This is a genomic window from Bacillus capparidis (genome assembly GCF_017832095.1).
Lineage (GTDB): Bacteria > Bacillota > Bacilli > Bacillales > Bacillaceae > Bacillus > Bacillus gobiensis.
Genome location: NZ_JAFDST010000001.1, coordinates 919,037 through 935,448, shown reverse-complemented (window position 1 = coordinate 935,448; position 16,412 = coordinate 919,037). Strand labels below are relative to the sequence as shown.

At 41.9% G+C, this 16,412-nt stretch carries 20 protein-coding genes; 19 read left to right on the top strand and 1 reads right to left on the bottom strand.

The genetic code is table 11. The annotated features are described in order from the left end of the window. Nucleotides 1-104 precede the first annotated feature (104 nt). Nucleotides 105-218 carry a YpzI family protein gene (locus JOC74_RS04665; protein WP_082363835.1) on the bottom strand — a complete coding sequence of 38 codons (114 nt, stop codon included), beginning with the start codon at nucleotides 216-218 and terminating at the stop codon, nucleotides 105-107. Between the two features lie 136 nt (nucleotides 219-354). Between JOC74_RS04665 and JOC74_RS04660 the strand changes: the two genes are divergently transcribed. From JOC74_RS04660 to aroH, 19 genes are all read left to right on the top strand, one after another. Next, nucleotides 355-951 carry a YphA family membrane protein gene (locus JOC74_RS04660; protein ID WP_225970381.1) on the top strand — a complete coding sequence of 199 codons (597 nt, stop codon included), beginning with the start codon at nucleotides 355-357 and terminating at the stop codon, nucleotides 949-951. Continuing rightward, the gene (locus JOC74_RS04655) at nucleotides 948-1,838 is read left to right on the top strand and encodes a YIEGIA family protein (protein WP_053603188.1); all 891 of its coding nucleotides are present in this window, start codon (nucleotides 948-950) and stop codon (nucleotides 1,836-1,838) included. Before JOC74_RS04660 ends, JOC74_RS04655 begins: the two co-directional genes overlap by 4 nt. Continuing rightward, a complete protein-coding gene (locus JOC74_RS04650) occupies nucleotides 1,835-2,029 on the top strand; it encodes a capping complex subunit for YIEGIA (RefSeq protein WP_053603187.1) in 195 nt (64 codons plus the stop codon). Before JOC74_RS04655 ends, JOC74_RS04650 begins: the two co-directional genes overlap by 4 nt. 118 nt (nucleotides 2,030-2,147) lie before the next feature. Next, nucleotides 2,148-3,458 (top strand): ribosome biogenesis GTPase Der, encoded by a 1,311-nt coding sequence (gene der, locus JOC74_RS04645; RefSeq protein WP_053603186.1) that lies wholly within the window; start codon nucleotides 2,148-2,150, stop codon nucleotides 3,456-3,458. A 29-nt stretch (nucleotides 3,459-3,487) separates the two neighbouring features. Next, nucleotides 3,488-4,528, top strand: a complete 1,041-nt coding sequence (locus JOC74_RS04640) for an NAD(P)H-dependent glycerol-3-phosphate dehydrogenase (RefSeq protein ID WP_053603185.1) — start codon at nucleotides 3,488-3,490, stop codon at nucleotides 4,526-4,528. Nucleotides 4,529-4,768: 240 nt separating this feature from the next. Continuing rightward, nucleotides 4,769-4,972, top strand: coding sequence for a DUF2768 domain-containing protein (locus JOC74_RS04635; protein ID WP_053603184.1), 204 nt, complete (start codon nucleotides 4,769-4,771; stop codon nucleotides 4,970-4,972). Nucleotides 4,973-4,994: 22 nt separating this feature from the next. Further along, nucleotides 4,995-5,723: a YphF family lipoprotein gene (locus JOC74_RS04630; protein ID WP_082363832.1), complete on the top strand. Its 729-nt coding sequence runs from the start codon at nucleotides 4,995-4,997 to the stop codon at nucleotides 5,721-5,723. 322 nt (nucleotides 5,724-6,045) lie between these two features. After that, a complete protein-coding gene (gene spoIVA, locus JOC74_RS04625; RefSeq protein ID WP_053603183.1) occupies nucleotides 6,046-7,524 on the top strand; it encodes a stage IV sporulation protein A in 1,479 nt (492 codons plus the stop codon). Nucleotides 7,525-7,872: 348 nt separating this feature from the next. Next, nucleotides 7,873-8,151, top strand: a complete 279-nt coding sequence (gene hbs / locus JOC74_RS04620) for a non-specific DNA-binding protein Hbs (RefSeq protein ID WP_053603182.1) — start codon at nucleotides 7,873-7,875, stop codon at nucleotides 8,149-8,151. Nucleotides 8,152-8,338: 187 nt separating this feature from the next. Then, on the top strand, nucleotides 8,339-8,905 hold the full coding sequence (folE, locus tag JOC74_RS04615) for a GTP cyclohydrolase I FolE (protein WP_053603181.1): 567 nt from the start codon (nucleotides 8,339-8,341) through the stop codon (nucleotides 8,903-8,905). A 20-nt stretch (nucleotides 8,906-8,925) separates the two neighbouring features. Next, entirely contained in the window at nucleotides 8,926-9,156 is a 231-nt protein-coding gene (gene mtrB / locus JOC74_RS04610) for a trp RNA-binding attenuation protein MtrB (RefSeq protein ID WP_053603180.1), read from the top strand. 146 nt (nucleotides 9,157-9,302) lie between these two features. Beyond that, on the top strand, nucleotides 9,303-10,076 hold the full coding sequence (locus JOC74_RS04605) for a heptaprenyl diphosphate synthase component 1 (protein ID WP_053603179.1): 774 nt from the start codon (nucleotides 9,303-9,305) through the stop codon (nucleotides 10,074-10,076). A gap of 4 nt (nucleotides 10,077-10,080) precedes the next feature. Beyond that, the gene (locus tag JOC74_RS04600; protein ID WP_211086061.1) at nucleotides 10,081-10,788 is read left to right on the top strand and encodes a demethylmenaquinone methyltransferase; all 708 of its coding nucleotides are present in this window, start codon (nucleotides 10,081-10,083) and stop codon (nucleotides 10,786-10,788) included. A gap of 21 nt (nucleotides 10,789-10,809) precedes the next feature. Further along, nucleotides 10,810-11,772 carry a heptaprenyl diphosphate synthase component II gene (hepT, locus tag JOC74_RS04595; protein ID WP_053603177.1) on the top strand — a complete coding sequence of 321 codons (963 nt, stop codon included), beginning with the start codon at nucleotides 10,810-10,812 and terminating at the stop codon, nucleotides 11,770-11,772. A 252-nt stretch (nucleotides 11,773-12,024) separates the two neighbouring features. Further along, nucleotides 12,025-12,474: a nucleoside-diphosphate kinase gene (gene ndk, locus JOC74_RS04590; RefSeq protein WP_053603176.1), complete on the top strand. Its 450-nt coding sequence runs from the start codon at nucleotides 12,025-12,027 to the stop codon at nucleotides 12,472-12,474. Between the two features lie 252 nt (nucleotides 12,475-12,726). Then, nucleotides 12,727-13,494 (top strand): CheR family methyltransferase, encoded by a 768-nt coding sequence (locus JOC74_RS04585; protein ID WP_053603175.1) that lies wholly within the window; start codon nucleotides 12,727-12,729, stop codon nucleotides 13,492-13,494. Between the two features lie 71 nt (nucleotides 13,495-13,565). Beyond that, on the top strand, nucleotides 13,566-14,738 hold the full coding sequence (gene aroC, locus JOC74_RS04580) for a chorismate synthase (RefSeq protein ID WP_053603174.1): 1,173 nt from the start codon (nucleotides 13,566-13,568) through the stop codon (nucleotides 14,736-14,738). A gap of 1 nt (nucleotide 14,739) precedes the next feature. Next, complete coding sequence (gene aroB / locus JOC74_RS04575) at nucleotides 14,740-15,831, top strand: 3-dehydroquinate synthase (protein WP_053603173.1); 1,092 nt, start codon at nucleotides 14,740-14,742, stop codon at nucleotides 15,829-15,831. Continuing rightward, complete coding sequence (aroH, locus tag JOC74_RS04570) at nucleotides 15,828-16,190, top strand: chorismate mutase (protein WP_053603172.1); 363 nt, start codon at nucleotides 15,828-15,830, stop codon at nucleotides 16,188-16,190. The genes aroB and aroH overlap by 4 nt, the downstream gene beginning before the upstream one ends. The last annotated feature ends 222 nt before the right edge of the window (nucleotides 16,191-16,412 follow it).

The window sequence follows — 16,412 nt, the reverse complement described above, 5'->3', positions numbered from 1 at the left end:
AAACCTATAACTCTTATTAGTTGAATGATAAAAAGGCGGACTTTTATGTTCGCCTTTTTTTGTGTTCACCCAACTGGTTCGAGATTCGCCTGCTTTTTTAACACTTACTTTGAATTTTGCTCGATCCTGGTTGCACCATTCTTCTGAATGGATGGATCCCGATCTGACTCTACCCTGCGCTCGTTCTTCAATTTTTTTTCTTGCCTGTCTTTACCCATTTTTTCGCCCCCTTCTTCTTAAATGTATAGCTTAATACACCACTAGTTTTTCAAAAAATTTATAATGCCATTCATTCCGGTTTAAAATATGCCGGACTTTTCCATACTGAAGTGTGGAGGGTGAAGACGATTGGAAATGCTTTATTACTATTGGTCGATGTGGTTTCTATGGATTATTGCTACGTTTATATGGAAAAAAGATAACTTTCGATTTGTTGTATCCATCTTTCTATTAATTAATATCATTCTTAGTCAGATAACACTTCAAATTCATTTTCTTTTTAACGCTGCGTATTTGCTGTTTTATGCAACCGCCTTTTTTATTGCAGGGCGTTACCGATTTTATAAAAACGTAAGAAGTGTGATGCTTCATCTCTCCATCGTTTTCTCATACTGCTTTTTTATGCTGTTTGCATTATATGACCCGATTTGGTTCATCCTAAAACCGGAATGGCTGGTAACCGGGGTAACATTGATCATCGCTGTTTCGTTTGAGAAAAATCTGTTGGTCCGCCTGGGGACTTTTCTTGCCGGCATGTGCCAAGGAGAGCTGCTCTATTGGCTGATTATCCATCGTATATACGATGAAGCAATAATCGGCAGTTATATCTGGCTGTCTTGCAGCTCGGTGGGTATTGTTGCACTCTATGGAGTCTCTCAATTCGAATCGTTAAAAAAGCAAATTTCGCAACGAATGAAAAACATGGGAAAAGGGGTATCCAAAATGTCATGAGCAATTATGTATTCCCGATCATTTTAGGTACGGTTGCCGGGGTTGTGACGCGAATTATCATGCTCAGAACGGATTACAGGCAGTATCCATCGCATCTGCACGGGAAGATCATTCATATCGCTCTCGGATTGATCGCTGCAGGGCTTGGAAGTATCATCCTTCCTGCTTTACTCAGAGAGGAATTCACGGCAATCACGTTTTTGACGCTCGCTGCTTCGCAGTTCAGAGATGTACGGAATATGGAACGCAATACGTTAACACAGCTCGATTCCTATGAGCTCGTTTCAAGAGGCAGCACATACATAGAAGGAATCGCGATTGCGTTTGAAAGCAGGAATTACCTTGTCATTTTCACTTCTTTGCTAACAACTGCGTCATACATTTTTATATCAGTGTGGGCCGCAGTTGCAATCGCGCTTATCTGCTTTTTTTGCGCCGTAAAGCTAATGTCGGGAGCGACGTTAAAAAAGATCGTTGATATCAAATATGAAAAACCGCATTTTAAAGATTCCGGCTTGTATATTGACAATATTTATATCATGAATATTGGTTTGCCTGAGAAACAGGAATTAATATTAAAATATGGAATGGGATTTATATTAACGCCGAAAAATTTTAATGCAAAAACGACAATCGCGAATTTAGGGCAGCGGCAGGCTATTCTTTTCGATGTTTCTACCGTACTTGGGATCTACCGGGATTCCGGAGAACCAAGCCTGAGCCCGCTTGCTAAGCGCGATCTTGAGGATGGCAGGGTAGGAATATTTGTCCTGCCCCAAGTCCAGGAAATTGATGAAGCAATCAAAGTCATTGAAGATGTGCCTACTTTGGAGAATGCTATCAGAATGTCTACAGAACGTAAAAAAAACAAAAAGGTGATGACATGAGTGAATCACTTGAGAAGTATATCCTTGCTGTAGTAACAACAAACCATAAAAGGGTCATAGGTGGAACTGCTGTTTTTTTCTGCGAGAACGATGAGGAAATGGCGTTATACGCGAAAAACCTTGAGGCGATACTTGACGGGATTGCTCACGGAATTGGCGATGATTTGTTTTTAATCGTCAAACATTTTTAGCCCTTAGAGTTGTGATTTAAACAGGAATTGATATAATATATAAAGTTAAGCCCTTCTTGCCCTATAAGAGAAGGGTTTCTTTATTCGTGGCGAATCGCCGTTTGAAAGGAATGGTTCTATGGGTAAACCAGTCGTAGCCATTGTTGGAAGACCAAATGTAGGAAAATCCACAATATTTAACCGTATGGCCGGTGAACGAATTTCGATTGTTGAAGATACACCCGGGGTAACAAGAGACCGGATTTACAGCTCGGCTGAATGGCTGAACTACAGCTTTCACTTAATTGATACAGGAGGAATTGAATTAAGCGATGCACCGTTTATGGAGCAAATTCGCCAACAGGCTGAGATCGCTATTGATGAAGCGGATGTCATCGTATTTATGGTCAATGGACGTGAAGGGGTGACCTCTGCTGATGAAGAGGTAGCCAAAATCCTTTACCGTTCGAAAAAACCGGTTGTTCTGGCTGTAAATAAGCTTGATAATACAGAGATGAGAATGAATGCATATGATTTTTATTCTCTCGGCTTTGGAGAACCGTATCCGATTTCCGGGACACACGGACTTGGGATGGGGGATTTGCTCGATGCGATTGCTGAGCATTTCAAAAATATTCCCGATTCCAATTATGATGAAGATGTTGTTCAGTTTTGTTTAATCGGACGGCCGAATGTTGGGAAATCCTCTTTAGTGAATGCGATGCTTGGGGAAGACCGAGTGATTGTCAGTGATATCGCAGGCACCACTAGAGATGCAGTCGATACTGTGTTTACGTATAACCAGCAGGAATTTGTGATCGTTGACACTGCAGGAATGCGCAAAAGAGGCAAAGTATATGAAACGACTGAAAAATACAGTGTGCTTCGGGCATTAAAGGCAATTGAACGCTCCGAGGTGGTCGTTGTTGTTCTCGATGGAGAAGAAGGAATTATAGAACAAGATAAAAAAATAGCCGGCTATGCGCATGAAGCGGGGAAAGCCGTCGTTGTTGTCGTAAACAAATGGGATGCCGTTGAAAAAGATGAAAAGACGATGAATCAATTTGAAGAAAACTTTCGTGCTCATTTTCAATATCTTGATTATGCGCCTCTTCTCTTTATGTCTGCTCTTACGAAAAAGAGAATTCACACGTTGATGCCTGCAATTATTACTGCCGGCGAAAATCATTCCTTAAGGGTTCAGACAAATGTGTTGAACGATGTCTTAATGGATGCCGTTGCAATGAATCCGACGCCAACCCATAACGGCCAGAGGCTGAAGATTTTTTATGCCACTCAAGTGGCGGTTAAACCTCCAACATTTGTTGTGTTTGTTAACGATCCAGAGCTGATGCATTTCTCCTATGAGCGCTTTTTAGAAAATCGCATAAGAGATGCCTTCGGGTTTGAAGGGACGCCAATTAAAATCTTTGCGCGAGCCAGAAAATAAGAGAAATCGACAAAAGGTTGTGATCGTTCATGAAAACTATTTCAATGCTCGGCGCAGGCAGCTGGGGAACAGCACTGTCAGCGGTTCTTGCAGACAACGGGCATCAGGTCCAATTATGGGGCCACAGGCAAGAGCTTGTGGATCAAATTAATGACAAAAAAGAAAACTCGAAGTATTTACCGGGCGTAAAGCTATCTTCTCAAATCAATGCAACGACCGATTTGAAAAAAGCAGTCGAAAACAGTGATGTGGTAATCGTTGCTGTTCCGACAAAAGCGATAAGGGAAGTTTTGAAAAAACTTATTCCCCATATGCAGAAAGGGCTGCCATTTGTCCATGTGAGTAAAGGGATCGAGCCTGATTCTCTTCTCCGTATTTCTGAAATGATGGAAGAGGAACTCCCTGATCATCTGAGGGATGCGATCATTGTTCTTTCCGGACCGAGCCATGCTGAAGAGGTCGGGCTTCGCCAGCCGACTACGGTCACGGTATCGTCGAAGGACTTGTCTCAAGCCAGAAAGATCCAAGACTTGTTCATGAATCAAAATTTTCGGGTATACACCAATCCTGATATTGTTGGCGTCGAAATCGGCGGGGCGCTGAAAAATGTTATCGCTCTTGCTACAGGAGTCACAAACGGACTTGGGTACGGTGATAATGCAAAAGCGGCTCTTATTACTAGAGGCTTGGCAGAAATTGCCCGGATAGGAACGGCAATAGGCGCCAATCCGCTTACATTTTCAGGCCTTACGGGGATTGGAGATTTAATTGTGACTTGTACAAGTGTTCACTCCAGAAACTTGCGGGCCGGAAATTTGCTCGGGAAAGGGTATAAGCTGGAAGACGTGCTTGAACAAATGGGTATGGTCGTAGAAGGTGTCAGGACGACGAGAGCAGCCTTTCAGCTTTCTCAAAAAATGAACGTCAAGATGCCGATCACCGAAGCTCTGTACGGCGTATTGTTTAACGGCAGAAATGTGAATGATGCCGTAGAATCTCTGATGGCTCGCGGAAGAACACATGAAATGGAAGATTTGGTGAACATGTTCGAAAGCCAGATGAACAAATAAGAAACTTTTTAGAGAACTGGGCAAAAGAGGATACAATTGTCCTATTAGCCGCATAACATAACCTTGAAGTAGGATGAGCTGCTTTGGCCGATTTGGGTTATAATAGTCATGTTTCACTGGAGTAAAGTTCCCGCTTTGCTCCATTTTTTTTGGACGGAATACAATTGATTAAAAGCATAAGGTTGTATTACAATTAATTATAGCGCTTACATTATTACGGTTGACGGGGGGTCTCTTATTTTGAGCATTGGGCTGTTAAAAATGTGGTTTGCTCTTGCTTCAATGGGGCTGATGGCTGTTGCTGTTCTATCAATCTATTTAAGCCGATATAAGTTCAATAACCGTTATCTTAAATTTTTTGTCTCAGGACTGGCATATATATGCATGATCCTGTCCGGCATTATCGTTTTTTTCGTTGTTTTCAGCGGTCCGGTCCAAGAATAGCCCTGCGAAAAGGAAGAATGATATGATGAGAGTCCAAAAGATTTTATGCGTGATTTCAGTTATCTTGCTTCTTTCGGGATGTTTGTATCCTGAGGAAAAAAAGATTCATCAAATGGTGCCAAAAAACGACCAACTGTCAGGAGTTCAAGAAGCAGTGAATGAATTCAAGAAAGACAACGGAGGACTGCTGCCGATAAAAACGAGCGGCACGGATACACCCCTCTATCAAAAATATGTAATTGATTTCGACCGTCTTTCGCCAAGGTATTTGACTGAGCCTCCGGGAACGTCATTTGAAAATGGGGGAGAGTATTTGTACGTCCTGACAGATGTTGAAAATAAACCAACCGTAAAGCTGATCGACCTCAAAATCAGTGAAGAAATCAGGAAATTAAAGCTTTTGCTCCAAATGTACAAGGACCGCCATAAATATCCTCCGTTTCATAAAGAGATGGCTGGGGGACTGTTTGCATTAAACTATGAAAAACTGGGATTGAAGCAGCCTCCAGAGGTGACGAGCCCGGTTACCGGAAATTCTCTTCCGCTCTTGATAGACGGTCATGGAGAAATCGTTGTTGACTATCGGTCGGATTTATCTTTTCTCTTAGATCATAGAAATGAATTGTATTCAAAGGGAGCGCCCATTCAGGATATATATTGGAAAGAGACGCCCTTTGTCCCGGCTTTTTCCCCTGGATATACATTGAATGAAAAAGGGGAACCTGAATTTATTTCGATTATGGAGAAGTAGTGCTACCGAAATTATTTCAAATAGAGGATCGCGGACGGATAGGCTGAAGTTGTCTTTCTGCGGGCGCCTCCACTAGCAAATCCAGTAAGTTGAAACCCCGCTGATAGAAGTTTCACATAATTTTTAAGAAACAGGCATGAACCTTTCTGTACATCATACAAATGTGTAGAAAGGTTTTTTTGTGAGAAAAACGAGACCTTCAATGTAAATATTTTTTCAAGCAATTGTCATATCGAAATAGGACAATGTCATAAACATATAGTGTCCTGTATTGTGAGTTAAATCTAAAAATGAATGGATTGGAAGTCCGGGAGGGGATCACTTGGAAAAGGTTGATATTTTCAAGGATATCGCTGAACGAACAGGTGGCGATATATACTTAGGTGTAGTTGGAGCTGTTCGTACAGGGAAATCCACTTTTATTAAGAAATTCATGGAGCTTGTAGTACTCCCTAACATTAATAATGAGGCTGATAGAGCTCGAGCACAAGATGAGCTTCCTCAAAGTGCTGCGGGAAAAACGATTATGACGACCGAACCGAAATTTGTTCCGAACCAAGCTATGTCCGTTCATGTAAGCGAAGGGCTTAATGTTAATATTCGGTTAGTCGATTGTGTAGGATACACCGTTCCGGGAGCTAAAGGATATGAAGACGAAAACGGTCCAAGAATGATAAATACTCCTTGGTATGAGGACCCTATTCCCTTCCATGAAGCTGCAGAAATCGGCACGCGAAAAGTAATTACCGAGCATTCCACGATCGGAGTCGTCATCACGACAGACGGAACCATTGGCGATATACCGCGCTACGACTATATTGAAGCAGAAGAACGAGTGATTGATGAGTTGAAAGAAGTTGGAAAACCATTTATTATGGTCATAAATTCGACCAGACCTTACCACCCTGAGACAGAGGCCTTGAGAAATGAGCTAACTGAGAAATATGATATTCCTGTCTTGGCAATAAGTGTAGAAAGCATGCGCGAAACAGACGTGCTTAATGTATTGAGAGAAGCATTATATGAGTTTCCTGTTCTAGAGGTAAATGTTAATCTTCCGAGCTGGGTAATGGTGCTCAAGGAAAATCATTGGCTCAGGGAAAACTATCAAGAATCAGTAAAAGAAACAGTAAAGGATATAAAGAGGCTGCGGGATGTTGACCGGGTTGTTGGCCATTTCAGTGATTTTGAGTTTATCGATAAGGCCAGCTTGGCGGGAATCGAAATGGGCCAGGGTATTGCTGAAATCGATTTGTATGCGCCGGATTATTTGTATGATGACATATTAAAAGAAGTAGTAGGGGTTGAAATTAGAGGGAAAGACCACCTTCTCCAGCTCATGCAGGAATTTGCCCATGCAAAGTCAGAATACGACCAGGTTTCCGATGCATTGAAAATGGTCAAACAAACTGGGTATGGCGTAGCGGCTCCAGCTTTGACGGATATGAGCCTCGATGAACCGGAAATTATCAGGCAGGGATCGAGATTCGGTGTCCGGCTTAAAGCGGTAGCTCCTTCAATCCACATGATAAAAGTGGATGTCGAGAGTGAATTTGCCCCTATCATTGGAACAGAAAAACAAAGTGAGGAACTTGTCAGATATTTGATGCAGGACTTTGAAGATGATCCGCTGTCTATTTGGAATTCAGATATTTTCGGCCGTTCATTGAGCTCGATTGTTAGGGAAGGGATTCAAGCGAAGCTCTCGTTAATGCCGGAAAATGCAAGGTATAAGCTGAAGGAAACGCTCGAACGTATCATTAATGAAGGCTCTGGCGGCTTAATTGCCATCATCCTGTAGACCTCTTTTTATCGAAGGAGGTCTTTTTCTATTTCTTAAGACAGAAGAGAAGCAGACAGTCTTCTGGATAAAATAAGAATATTTGTTCGGAAAATGAGTCGGATTCCTTGACCAACAAGGGTTCAACCCTTTAAAATGCTTGATATGCACATTTTTATGTGTTACTCTACATAGAGAAAATCTTCACTCCCTTGGATATACATTCCTTGTAGGGAAGATTTCTCATGTAAGTTTCGATGCCTTTTTCTTTCTCACTCACAAAATTCTGGCGTTGAGGTATAGAAACTGGCGGAACTGTGAAGAAATGAAGATAATTTATACCCATATCTTTGGGAGGAGGTGAAAGGCATGAACAAGACAGAACTAATTAACGCAGTAGCAGAAGCAAGTGAATTATCTAAAAAGGATGCTACAAAAGCAGTTGATTCTGTTTTTGATACAATTTTAGATGCACTTAAAAGTGGTGAAAAGATTCAACTCATCGGTTTCGGTAACTTTGAGGTTCGCGAGCGCTCTGCACGTAAAGGACGTAACCCGCAAACAGGTGAAGAAATCGAAATTCCAGCTAGCAAGGTACCTGCTTTCAAACCTGGTAAAGCGCTTAAAGACGCTGTTTCTGGAAAATAAAGCAGGAAAATTTAAGTGTATGCCACAATCATACATACACGCCATTTTTAAATAGAAAAGCCCCTTTTATGAGGGGCTTTTCTATTTAAACATAAGTTTCTGGTAGAAAAAACTTTACACTTTGATTTTACAGCTTGTTTTGTGCTAGTATTTGATTACATGTAGCGAATATTGCTGGAGGACGTAGATGAACGAAATGAATATAGAAAAAATAGAGCTTGCCGTTCGGCAAATATTAGAAGCAATTGGTGAAGACCCTAACAGAGAAGGTTTAGAAGATACTCCTAAGAGAGTTGCCAAAATGTACAGAGAAGTTTTTTCCGGGCTTAATGAAGATCCGAAAGAACATTTTCAAACCATTTTTGGCGAAGAGCATGAAGAGCTTGTATTAGTGAAGGATATTCCTTTCTATTCAATGTGCGAGCATCACCTGGTTCCTTTCTTTGGTAAAGCGCATGTTGCATATATTCCAAGAGGAGGAAAAGTGACTGGATTAAGCAAGCTTGCCCGGGCGGTGGATGCTGTTGCCAAACGGCCGCAGCTTCAGGAACGGATCACGTCGACGATTGCAGACAGCATTTTAGATACTCTCGATCCTCATGGAGTGATGGTGGTTGTAGAAGCGGAGCATATGTGCATGACAATGCGCGGAGTTAAAAAGCCCGGATCGAAAACGATTACCTCTGCAGTCAGAGGAACATTCAGAGATGATGTGGCTGCAAGGTCGGAAGTGCTCAGTCTGATTAATAATTAAGAGATAGAGGTGTCAAATCTATGAATAATAAGCCTCTTGCTGATTATATTGTAATAAAGGCGATGCAAGATGGAGTAAACGTAATAGGATTAACAAGAGGGGCGGACACCAGATTTCACCATTCAGAAAAGCTGGATAAAGGAGAAGTGATCATTGCGCAATTCACAGAACATACTTCTGCGATAAAGGTCAGAGGTGAAGCGTTCATCCAAACCTCCCATGGTGAAATAAGCAGTGATGCGAAAAAATAACAACATTGAATAAGGAATCAAACAATGATTCCACTTTCTAATCAGCCAAAGGGAGAGCATTATGCTATAATATCTCTTGTTTACTAACATGTACGATACTTATTTGGCTGACATCAAGTGTAATTCTGGGACAAGGGTGATATCTTTTGCATGACATCGATAAGAATATTTTTGAATTAGAAAAGAAATTAAACAAAAAGCTGTCTCATCCATATTTAGCCAAGAACCTGCCAGCGCCTAAAGTGGATCGGGATAAACTGTTTCTTTTTCATGCTTTGTTTGAAGAAAGTGTGCTGGCAGAGGCGGATAAAGAAAATTATATTATTACAGCCATGCTCGTCCAGATTGCCCTTGATACCCATGAAGATGTGAATACGGAAACGGCTCTTGCGTTGGACGACCAAAAGAACCGGCAATTAACTGTTTTGGCAGGAGATTACTTTAGCGGATTATATTATTCTTTGCTTTCAGACATGAAGGATATTTTCATGATTCGAACTCTCGCAACTGCCATTAAAGAAATTAATGAACACAAAGTCCGTCTGTATGACCGCTCCATAAATGATCTTAATGCTTTCTTTTCAAGCCTGGGAAACATTGAATCGGCTTTATTTAAATATATTGCCGAGCATTTGAAAATACCAAGCTGGAATGTCATTGCCAATGATTTTCTAGTCTATAAACGAATTATGAGCGATCCTAAGCTATTTAAGCCTCTTGGTGGCGAATCTCCCAATTCCTCATATTTTTCCGATCATGAGAATCAGCATGAAATTAAGGATTCGAGATACAATATAGCTGTGGCTTCAATCAAAGAATTATTATCAAATAAACCTCTTATTCAAACCTCTTTAATTGATAGGCTGAATGCCATTAAACAGGAGCTTTGGACGTATCATCAGAAAGTGGAAGAAGGGTAGAGCTATGCAGCAGTCTAAAGAAGAGAGAGTTCACGGCGTTTTTGAAAAAATATACAAAAATTATGACCGCATGAATTCGGTGATCAGCTTTAAGCAGCACAAAAAATGGCGGGATCGTACAATGAAAATCATGAACGTCCAACAAGGAGCCAAAGCTTTGGATGTGTGCTGCGGAACAGGAGACTGGACATTAGATCTTGCTCGGGCAGTTGGAAAGAATGGGAAAGTTGTCGGACTGGATTTCAGCAAAAACATGCTGAGCATCGGCCGGCAAAAAATAAAAAATGAAGGCTTAACCCAAGCTGATTTGCTTCATGGGAATGCGATGGAACTCCCTTTTCCTGATCACACATTTGATTACGTGACGATTGGTTTCGGTCTGAGAAACGTTCCTGATTATCTCACAGTTCTTAAAGAAATGGCCAGAGTAGCTAAGCCGGGAGGGCAAATCGTCTGTCTGGAAACCTCTCAGCCTACACTCATCGGCTTCAAACAGCTCTATTTTTTTTATTTCAAATACATAATGCCTATGTTTGGAAAAATGTTTGCTAAAAGCTACGCCGAATACTCATGGCTTCAGGAATCAGCACGAAATTTTCCGGGTATGAGTGGGCTTGCAGACCTTTTCGAAGAAGCGGGGCTGAAACGTGTAAACTACCATTCGTTTACCGGTGGTGTTGCTGCAACGCATATCGGCTGGAAGGATGAATAATGAAGCATTAGGGTGACGAAAATGAAATTTAATAGCTTATATTCTTTTTTAAACGAAGATATTGATTTAATTGAGAAGGAGCTGGAGCGTACCGTCCAATCCGATTATTCTTTATTGAGTGAAGCAGGGCTTCATTTGCTGCAGGCTGGTGGAAAAAGAATTCGACCAGTTTTTGTTTTGCTTTCTGGAATGTTCGGAGAATACGATATTCACAGGATAAAGCATGTAGCAGTAGCGCTCGAGCTCATTCATATGGCTTCGTTAGTACACGATGATGTCATTGACGATGCCGAATTAAGAAGAGGCAAGCCAACGATAAAGGCGAAATGGGATAACCGAATCGCTATGTATACAGGGGATTATTTATTCGCCAGATCTCTAGAATTTATGACGAAGATAAAAGAGCCTGCCGCTCATGAAATTCTTTCAAAAACGATCGTTGAAGTGTGCCTGGGCGAAATTGAACAAATCAAGGATAAATACAATATGGAGCAGTCGTTTCGAACCTATTTGCGAAGAATCAAACGTAAAACAGCAGTATTGATTGCTGCCAGCTGCCAGCTGGGGGCTATTGCATCAGGGGCGGATAAGAAAACGCACGAAACGTTATATTGGTTCGGGTATTACGTTGGAATGTCCTACCAGATCGTCGACGATGTACTTGATTTTACTTCGAGTGAAGCAGAATTGGGGAAGCCTGTCGGAGGGGATCTGTTGCAAGGGAATGTTACACTGCCAGTACTTCTGGCAAGAAAGAATCCCGATATAGCAGCTATGTTGAATAACATATCCGAAGAAACGGGATATGAACAGCTTATGCCTGTCATTGATAGAATCAATCAAACAGATGCAATTGAGAAATCGCTTGCCATTAGTGATCTATATTTAAAAAAAGCATTTCGCCAGCTGCAGCTTTTGCCGAAAAATCGGGCGAGAACTTCTTTGCGATCCATTGCTAAGTATATCGGAAAAAGAAAATCGTAAACAGCCTGGTTATTTTCATTAATCCCCGCTTCTATGCTTGCTATCGTATAGGTCTTAGGAGGGATCATTAACAATCAGTGGGTGTATTTACGATGGCTGTTACTTTAGGTGTTCTGCTGCAACGCCTTCACCAGCACATCCTATGCGCCGAATTCCTCATTTATTGAAACATGCGCATTATGCGCTTTGATAATTTCATTATAAAATGATAAGATTTTAAAGAATACATACATAATTTGCGGGGTGGAGAAAATGGAAAACAAGAGTTTTTTAATGGTGAAACCTGATGGTGTCAAGCGGCAGCTAGTAGGTGAGATCATCTCCAGGCTTGAAAGAAAGGGTTTGCAGTTAGTCGCAGCAAAATTGATGTGGATTCCAGTACATACAGCTGAACAGCATTATGCCGAACATAAAGACAAGCCTTTTTTTAAAGACCTTGTTGAATTTATAACATCCGGCCCCGTATTTGCAATGGTGTGGCAGGGCGAAAATGTCGTTGAAATTACCAGGCAGATGATCGGTTCAACAAATCCGAAAGATGCTCTTCCGGGAACGATCCGCGGTGATTACGGCATGGCCGTCAGAAAAAACATCATCCATGGTTCAGATTCTTTTGAAAGTGCAGAACGGGAAATTAATTTGTTTTTTGAATCGGAAGATCTCATTGAAGATAAAAATGAGTTGAATCAATGGGTCTACTAAAAATCAGCTGAAAATGCTGATTTTTTTCTTTTTTCGTGCGCAGTGTACGCCAATTGAAGGTATACTATGTCATAGGAAACGTCTAATGGTTATGCTGGGGAATCAATGCTAAAAGCGGCCATGGCAATCAAAGGGTAACGAAAGAACAAAGGCTAAAACCTCTGAGATCTTTGCTTCAAAGCCTTCACAGACACATCCTTGCCCTCAAAATACCCGCTGATTGAAGTTCAATTTTATATTTGGGAGAGCATAATGAACGACTATAAGTATTTTGTTGAGAAATGGAAGGAACTGACGAACATTAACTTAGCGCTTTATAAAGAGGCGCAGATGAAAAGGCGGCTGACCTCCTTATATGAGAAAAAGGGGTATCGGCATTTTAGGGAGTTTGCAAAAGCGGTTGCTGAAGATACGCTGCTTTTGAATGAAACACTTGACCGGATGACGATAAATGTATCTGAATTTTACAGAAATTATAAACGCTGGGCGGTTCTTGAAGAGAAAATGCTGCCTATGTTACAGTCCGGCAAAATGCTGAAGGTGTGGAGTGCTGCCTGTTCAACTGGAGAAGATCCCTATACGCTTGCGATGATTTTAGAAAAAGCAAAGCCTGTGTCGGGATATCAAATTATCGCCACAGACATAGATGCGAAAGCACTTCAAACTGCGATAAAAGGAGAATATCAAAAAAGGTCTCTGCAGGAAGTTCCGGAATCAATAAAAAGAGAGTTTTTTGAGAAAAATGAAGATACGTATGTGGTAAAAGAATGCATAAAAAAGCACATCACCTTTAAAACGCATAATCTACTTGCCGATCTGTACGAGAACGAATTTGATTTAATTGTTTGCAGAAACGTGTTTATTTATTTTACGGAAGCAGCAAAGGAAACACTGTATCAAAAAATGAGCGATAGCTTGCTAAACAAAGGAATTCTGTTTGTAGGAAGCACAGAACAAATTTTTCATCCCGAAAAATATGGACTGGAGTCAGTGGACACGTTTTTTTATCAAAAAAGTTAGCATGACTTTTTTTCGATTCAATGATATAGTTTTACTTAAAAGCGTTAATGTAATGAAGGGAGAAACAAGACATGAGATACTTAACAGCCGGAGAATCACACGGTCCCCAATTAACAGCAATTATAGAAGGTGTTCCTGCCGGTCTATACATAACGAATGAAGACATAAACTTTGAATTATCCAGAAGGCAAAAGGGTCATGGCCGCGGAAGACGGATGCAGATCGAAAAAGACCAGGTTCAAATCATGAGCGGAATCAGGCATGGAAAGACGCTGGGATCGCCAGTGGCTCTTGTAGTAGAAAATAAAGATTGGACCCATTGGACGAAAATAATGGGTGCCGAGCCAATTACGGAAGAACAGGAAAAAGAGATGAAACGGCAAATTTCGCGTCCGCGGCCGGGACATGCGGATTTAAATGGTGCAATAAAGTATAATCACCGTGACATCCGTAACGTGTTGGAGCGTTCATCTGCCAGGGAAACGACCATTCGCGTGGCAGCGGGAGCCGTTGCGAAAAAAATATTGTCTGAATTAGGAATTACCGTTGCCGGCCATGTTCTTGAAATCGGCGGAGTTAAAGCTGAAAAAGCAGAGTACGCAAATCTTGAAGAACTAAAAGAAGTGACTGAAAATTCACCTGTCCGTTGCTTTGATGAAGAAGCAGAAGCCAAGATGATGAAAGCGATCGATGATGCGAAAGCAGCAGGAGACAGCATTGGCGGAGTCGTTGAGGTCATCGTAGAAGGCATGCCGGTCGGCGTCGGAAGCTATACCCATTACGACCGCAAGCTTGACAGCAAACTAGCCGGAGCAGTGCTGAGCATCAACGCTTTCAAAGGCGTAGAATTTGGCATCGGCTTTGAAGCTGCACGGAAAAACGGAAGTGAAGTACACGATGAAATCGTATGGGATGAGGAGAAAGGGTATACGAGATCAACAAATCGTTTAGGCGGTCTGGAAGGCGGCATGTCAACAGGGATGCCGATTGTCGTCCGCGGTGTGATGAAGCCGATCCCAACCCTTTATAAGCCGTTAAAAAGCGTTGACATTGAATCGAAAGAGCCATTTTCCGCAAGCATCGAACGATCCGACAGCTGTGCTGTGCCGGCAGCGAGCGTAGTTGCTGAAGCGGTGGTCGCGTGGGAAATCGCATCGAGCATCGTTGAGCAATTCGGTGTTGATCGAATGGATCTTATTTCAGAAAACGTAGAGGCAATGAGAGAATGGGCGAGGAAATTCTAAAATGAAAATCCTCGATGTGAAAACAAAGGAACCATACCAGGTCTATATAGGCGAAGGCATTCGTAAAAAAACGTCAAAGTTGATGTCTGAAATAACCGGTTTTTCACCGACGCGTATTCTTCTCATTACAGATGAGAAGGTAGACAGGTTATACAGCGAGCAAATCTATCAAGTGTTGGCGGAAAAATGGCCTGTGAAGAAGGCTGTCGTTCCGAGCGGCGAGCAGTCCAAGTCATTGGAATGTTATCATCAGCTCCAGACAGATGCAATTCAATTTCACATGGACCGATCCTCGTGTGTCGTTGCGCTTGGCGGAGGAGTTGTCGGAGATCTTGCCGGCTTTGTTGCAGCGACATTTATGAGAGGAATTCCTTACGTGCAAATTCCGACGACGCTGCTTGCCCATGACAGCGCAGTTGGTGGAAAGGTTGCCATAAATCATCCGCTCGGTAAGAATCTAATCGGTTCTTTTCATCAGCCGAAGGCCGTCATTTATGATACAGAGCTGTTGTCCACGCTGCCTGAAGCTGAAATGAGGTCAGGTTTTGCAGAGGTAATCAAGCATGCATTTATCAGTGACGAACAGTTTCTTCTTCAACTGATGGAGACATACAGCATTGCCGGTTTAACTAGCAGCCAGCTCAGTGAAATGATCTATAAAGGAATAGAAGTGAAGAGCTCTGTGGTCGCAAATGATGAAAAGGAGAAAGGCATTCGTGCGTTCCTGAATTTTGGCCATACGCTTGGGCATGCCGTTGAAGCGGAGTATGGCTACGGCGAGATCAGCCATGGGGATGGAGTGGCGATGGGAATGTTATTTGCGCTGTATTTAAGTGAGAAAAAGGCAGGGCTTGACTGTGATTATTCCAGCTATTTGAAATGGCTTAAAAAGCTTGGCTATCCGACGTCTATTAACAAAGAAATTAAAACCGATTCATTAATCAATCGGATGATGAACGATAAGAAAACCGTCGGAGGAATTATTCAATTCGTGCTGTTAACTGAGATCGGTCATCCACAGCTATTTTCTATCGAGAAGGAAGAAGCAGCCGAATTGCTTGACCAATGGAGATTGGAGGGTACCTCAAGATGATACGCGGATTTCGGGGAGCCACGACATTAGAAGAAGATACAGATCAAGAAATGATCGTAAAAACAAAAGAGTTAATTAGAAATATGATAGAAAAAAATAATATTAAACCAGATCACGTGGTGCACATTATCTTCACAGCGACACCCGACTTGCATGCAGGATTCCCCGCCAAGGTCGTCAGGGAATTTAGCGGCTGGGAGCACGTTCCTGTCATGTGCATGCAGGAAATAGATGTCGAATCCGGGTTGAAGAAGTGTATCAGAGTCATGCTGACAGCCGAAACCGAACTGAAGCAAGATGAAGTTAAGCATGAATATTTAGGAAAGGCAGTTTCATTACGGCCTGACTTAATAAAGTGAATGGGACGTTTGCGCCCAAGGCATTGAAACAGGACATCTGCGGTTTAGTCATTATTTTAATCCGGCTGATTGGCAAAGCTATCATCCCCTGCATATTCTAAAGAGAATAGCTAGGGGTGGAAATCTTTTTCCAGTGAGTACGGAATCCAGGCCTTGTTAAGGCGATACAGAAAATAATTGACAGAAAAGATTGAATTATATTACCATAGAGTTAGTTAAAGA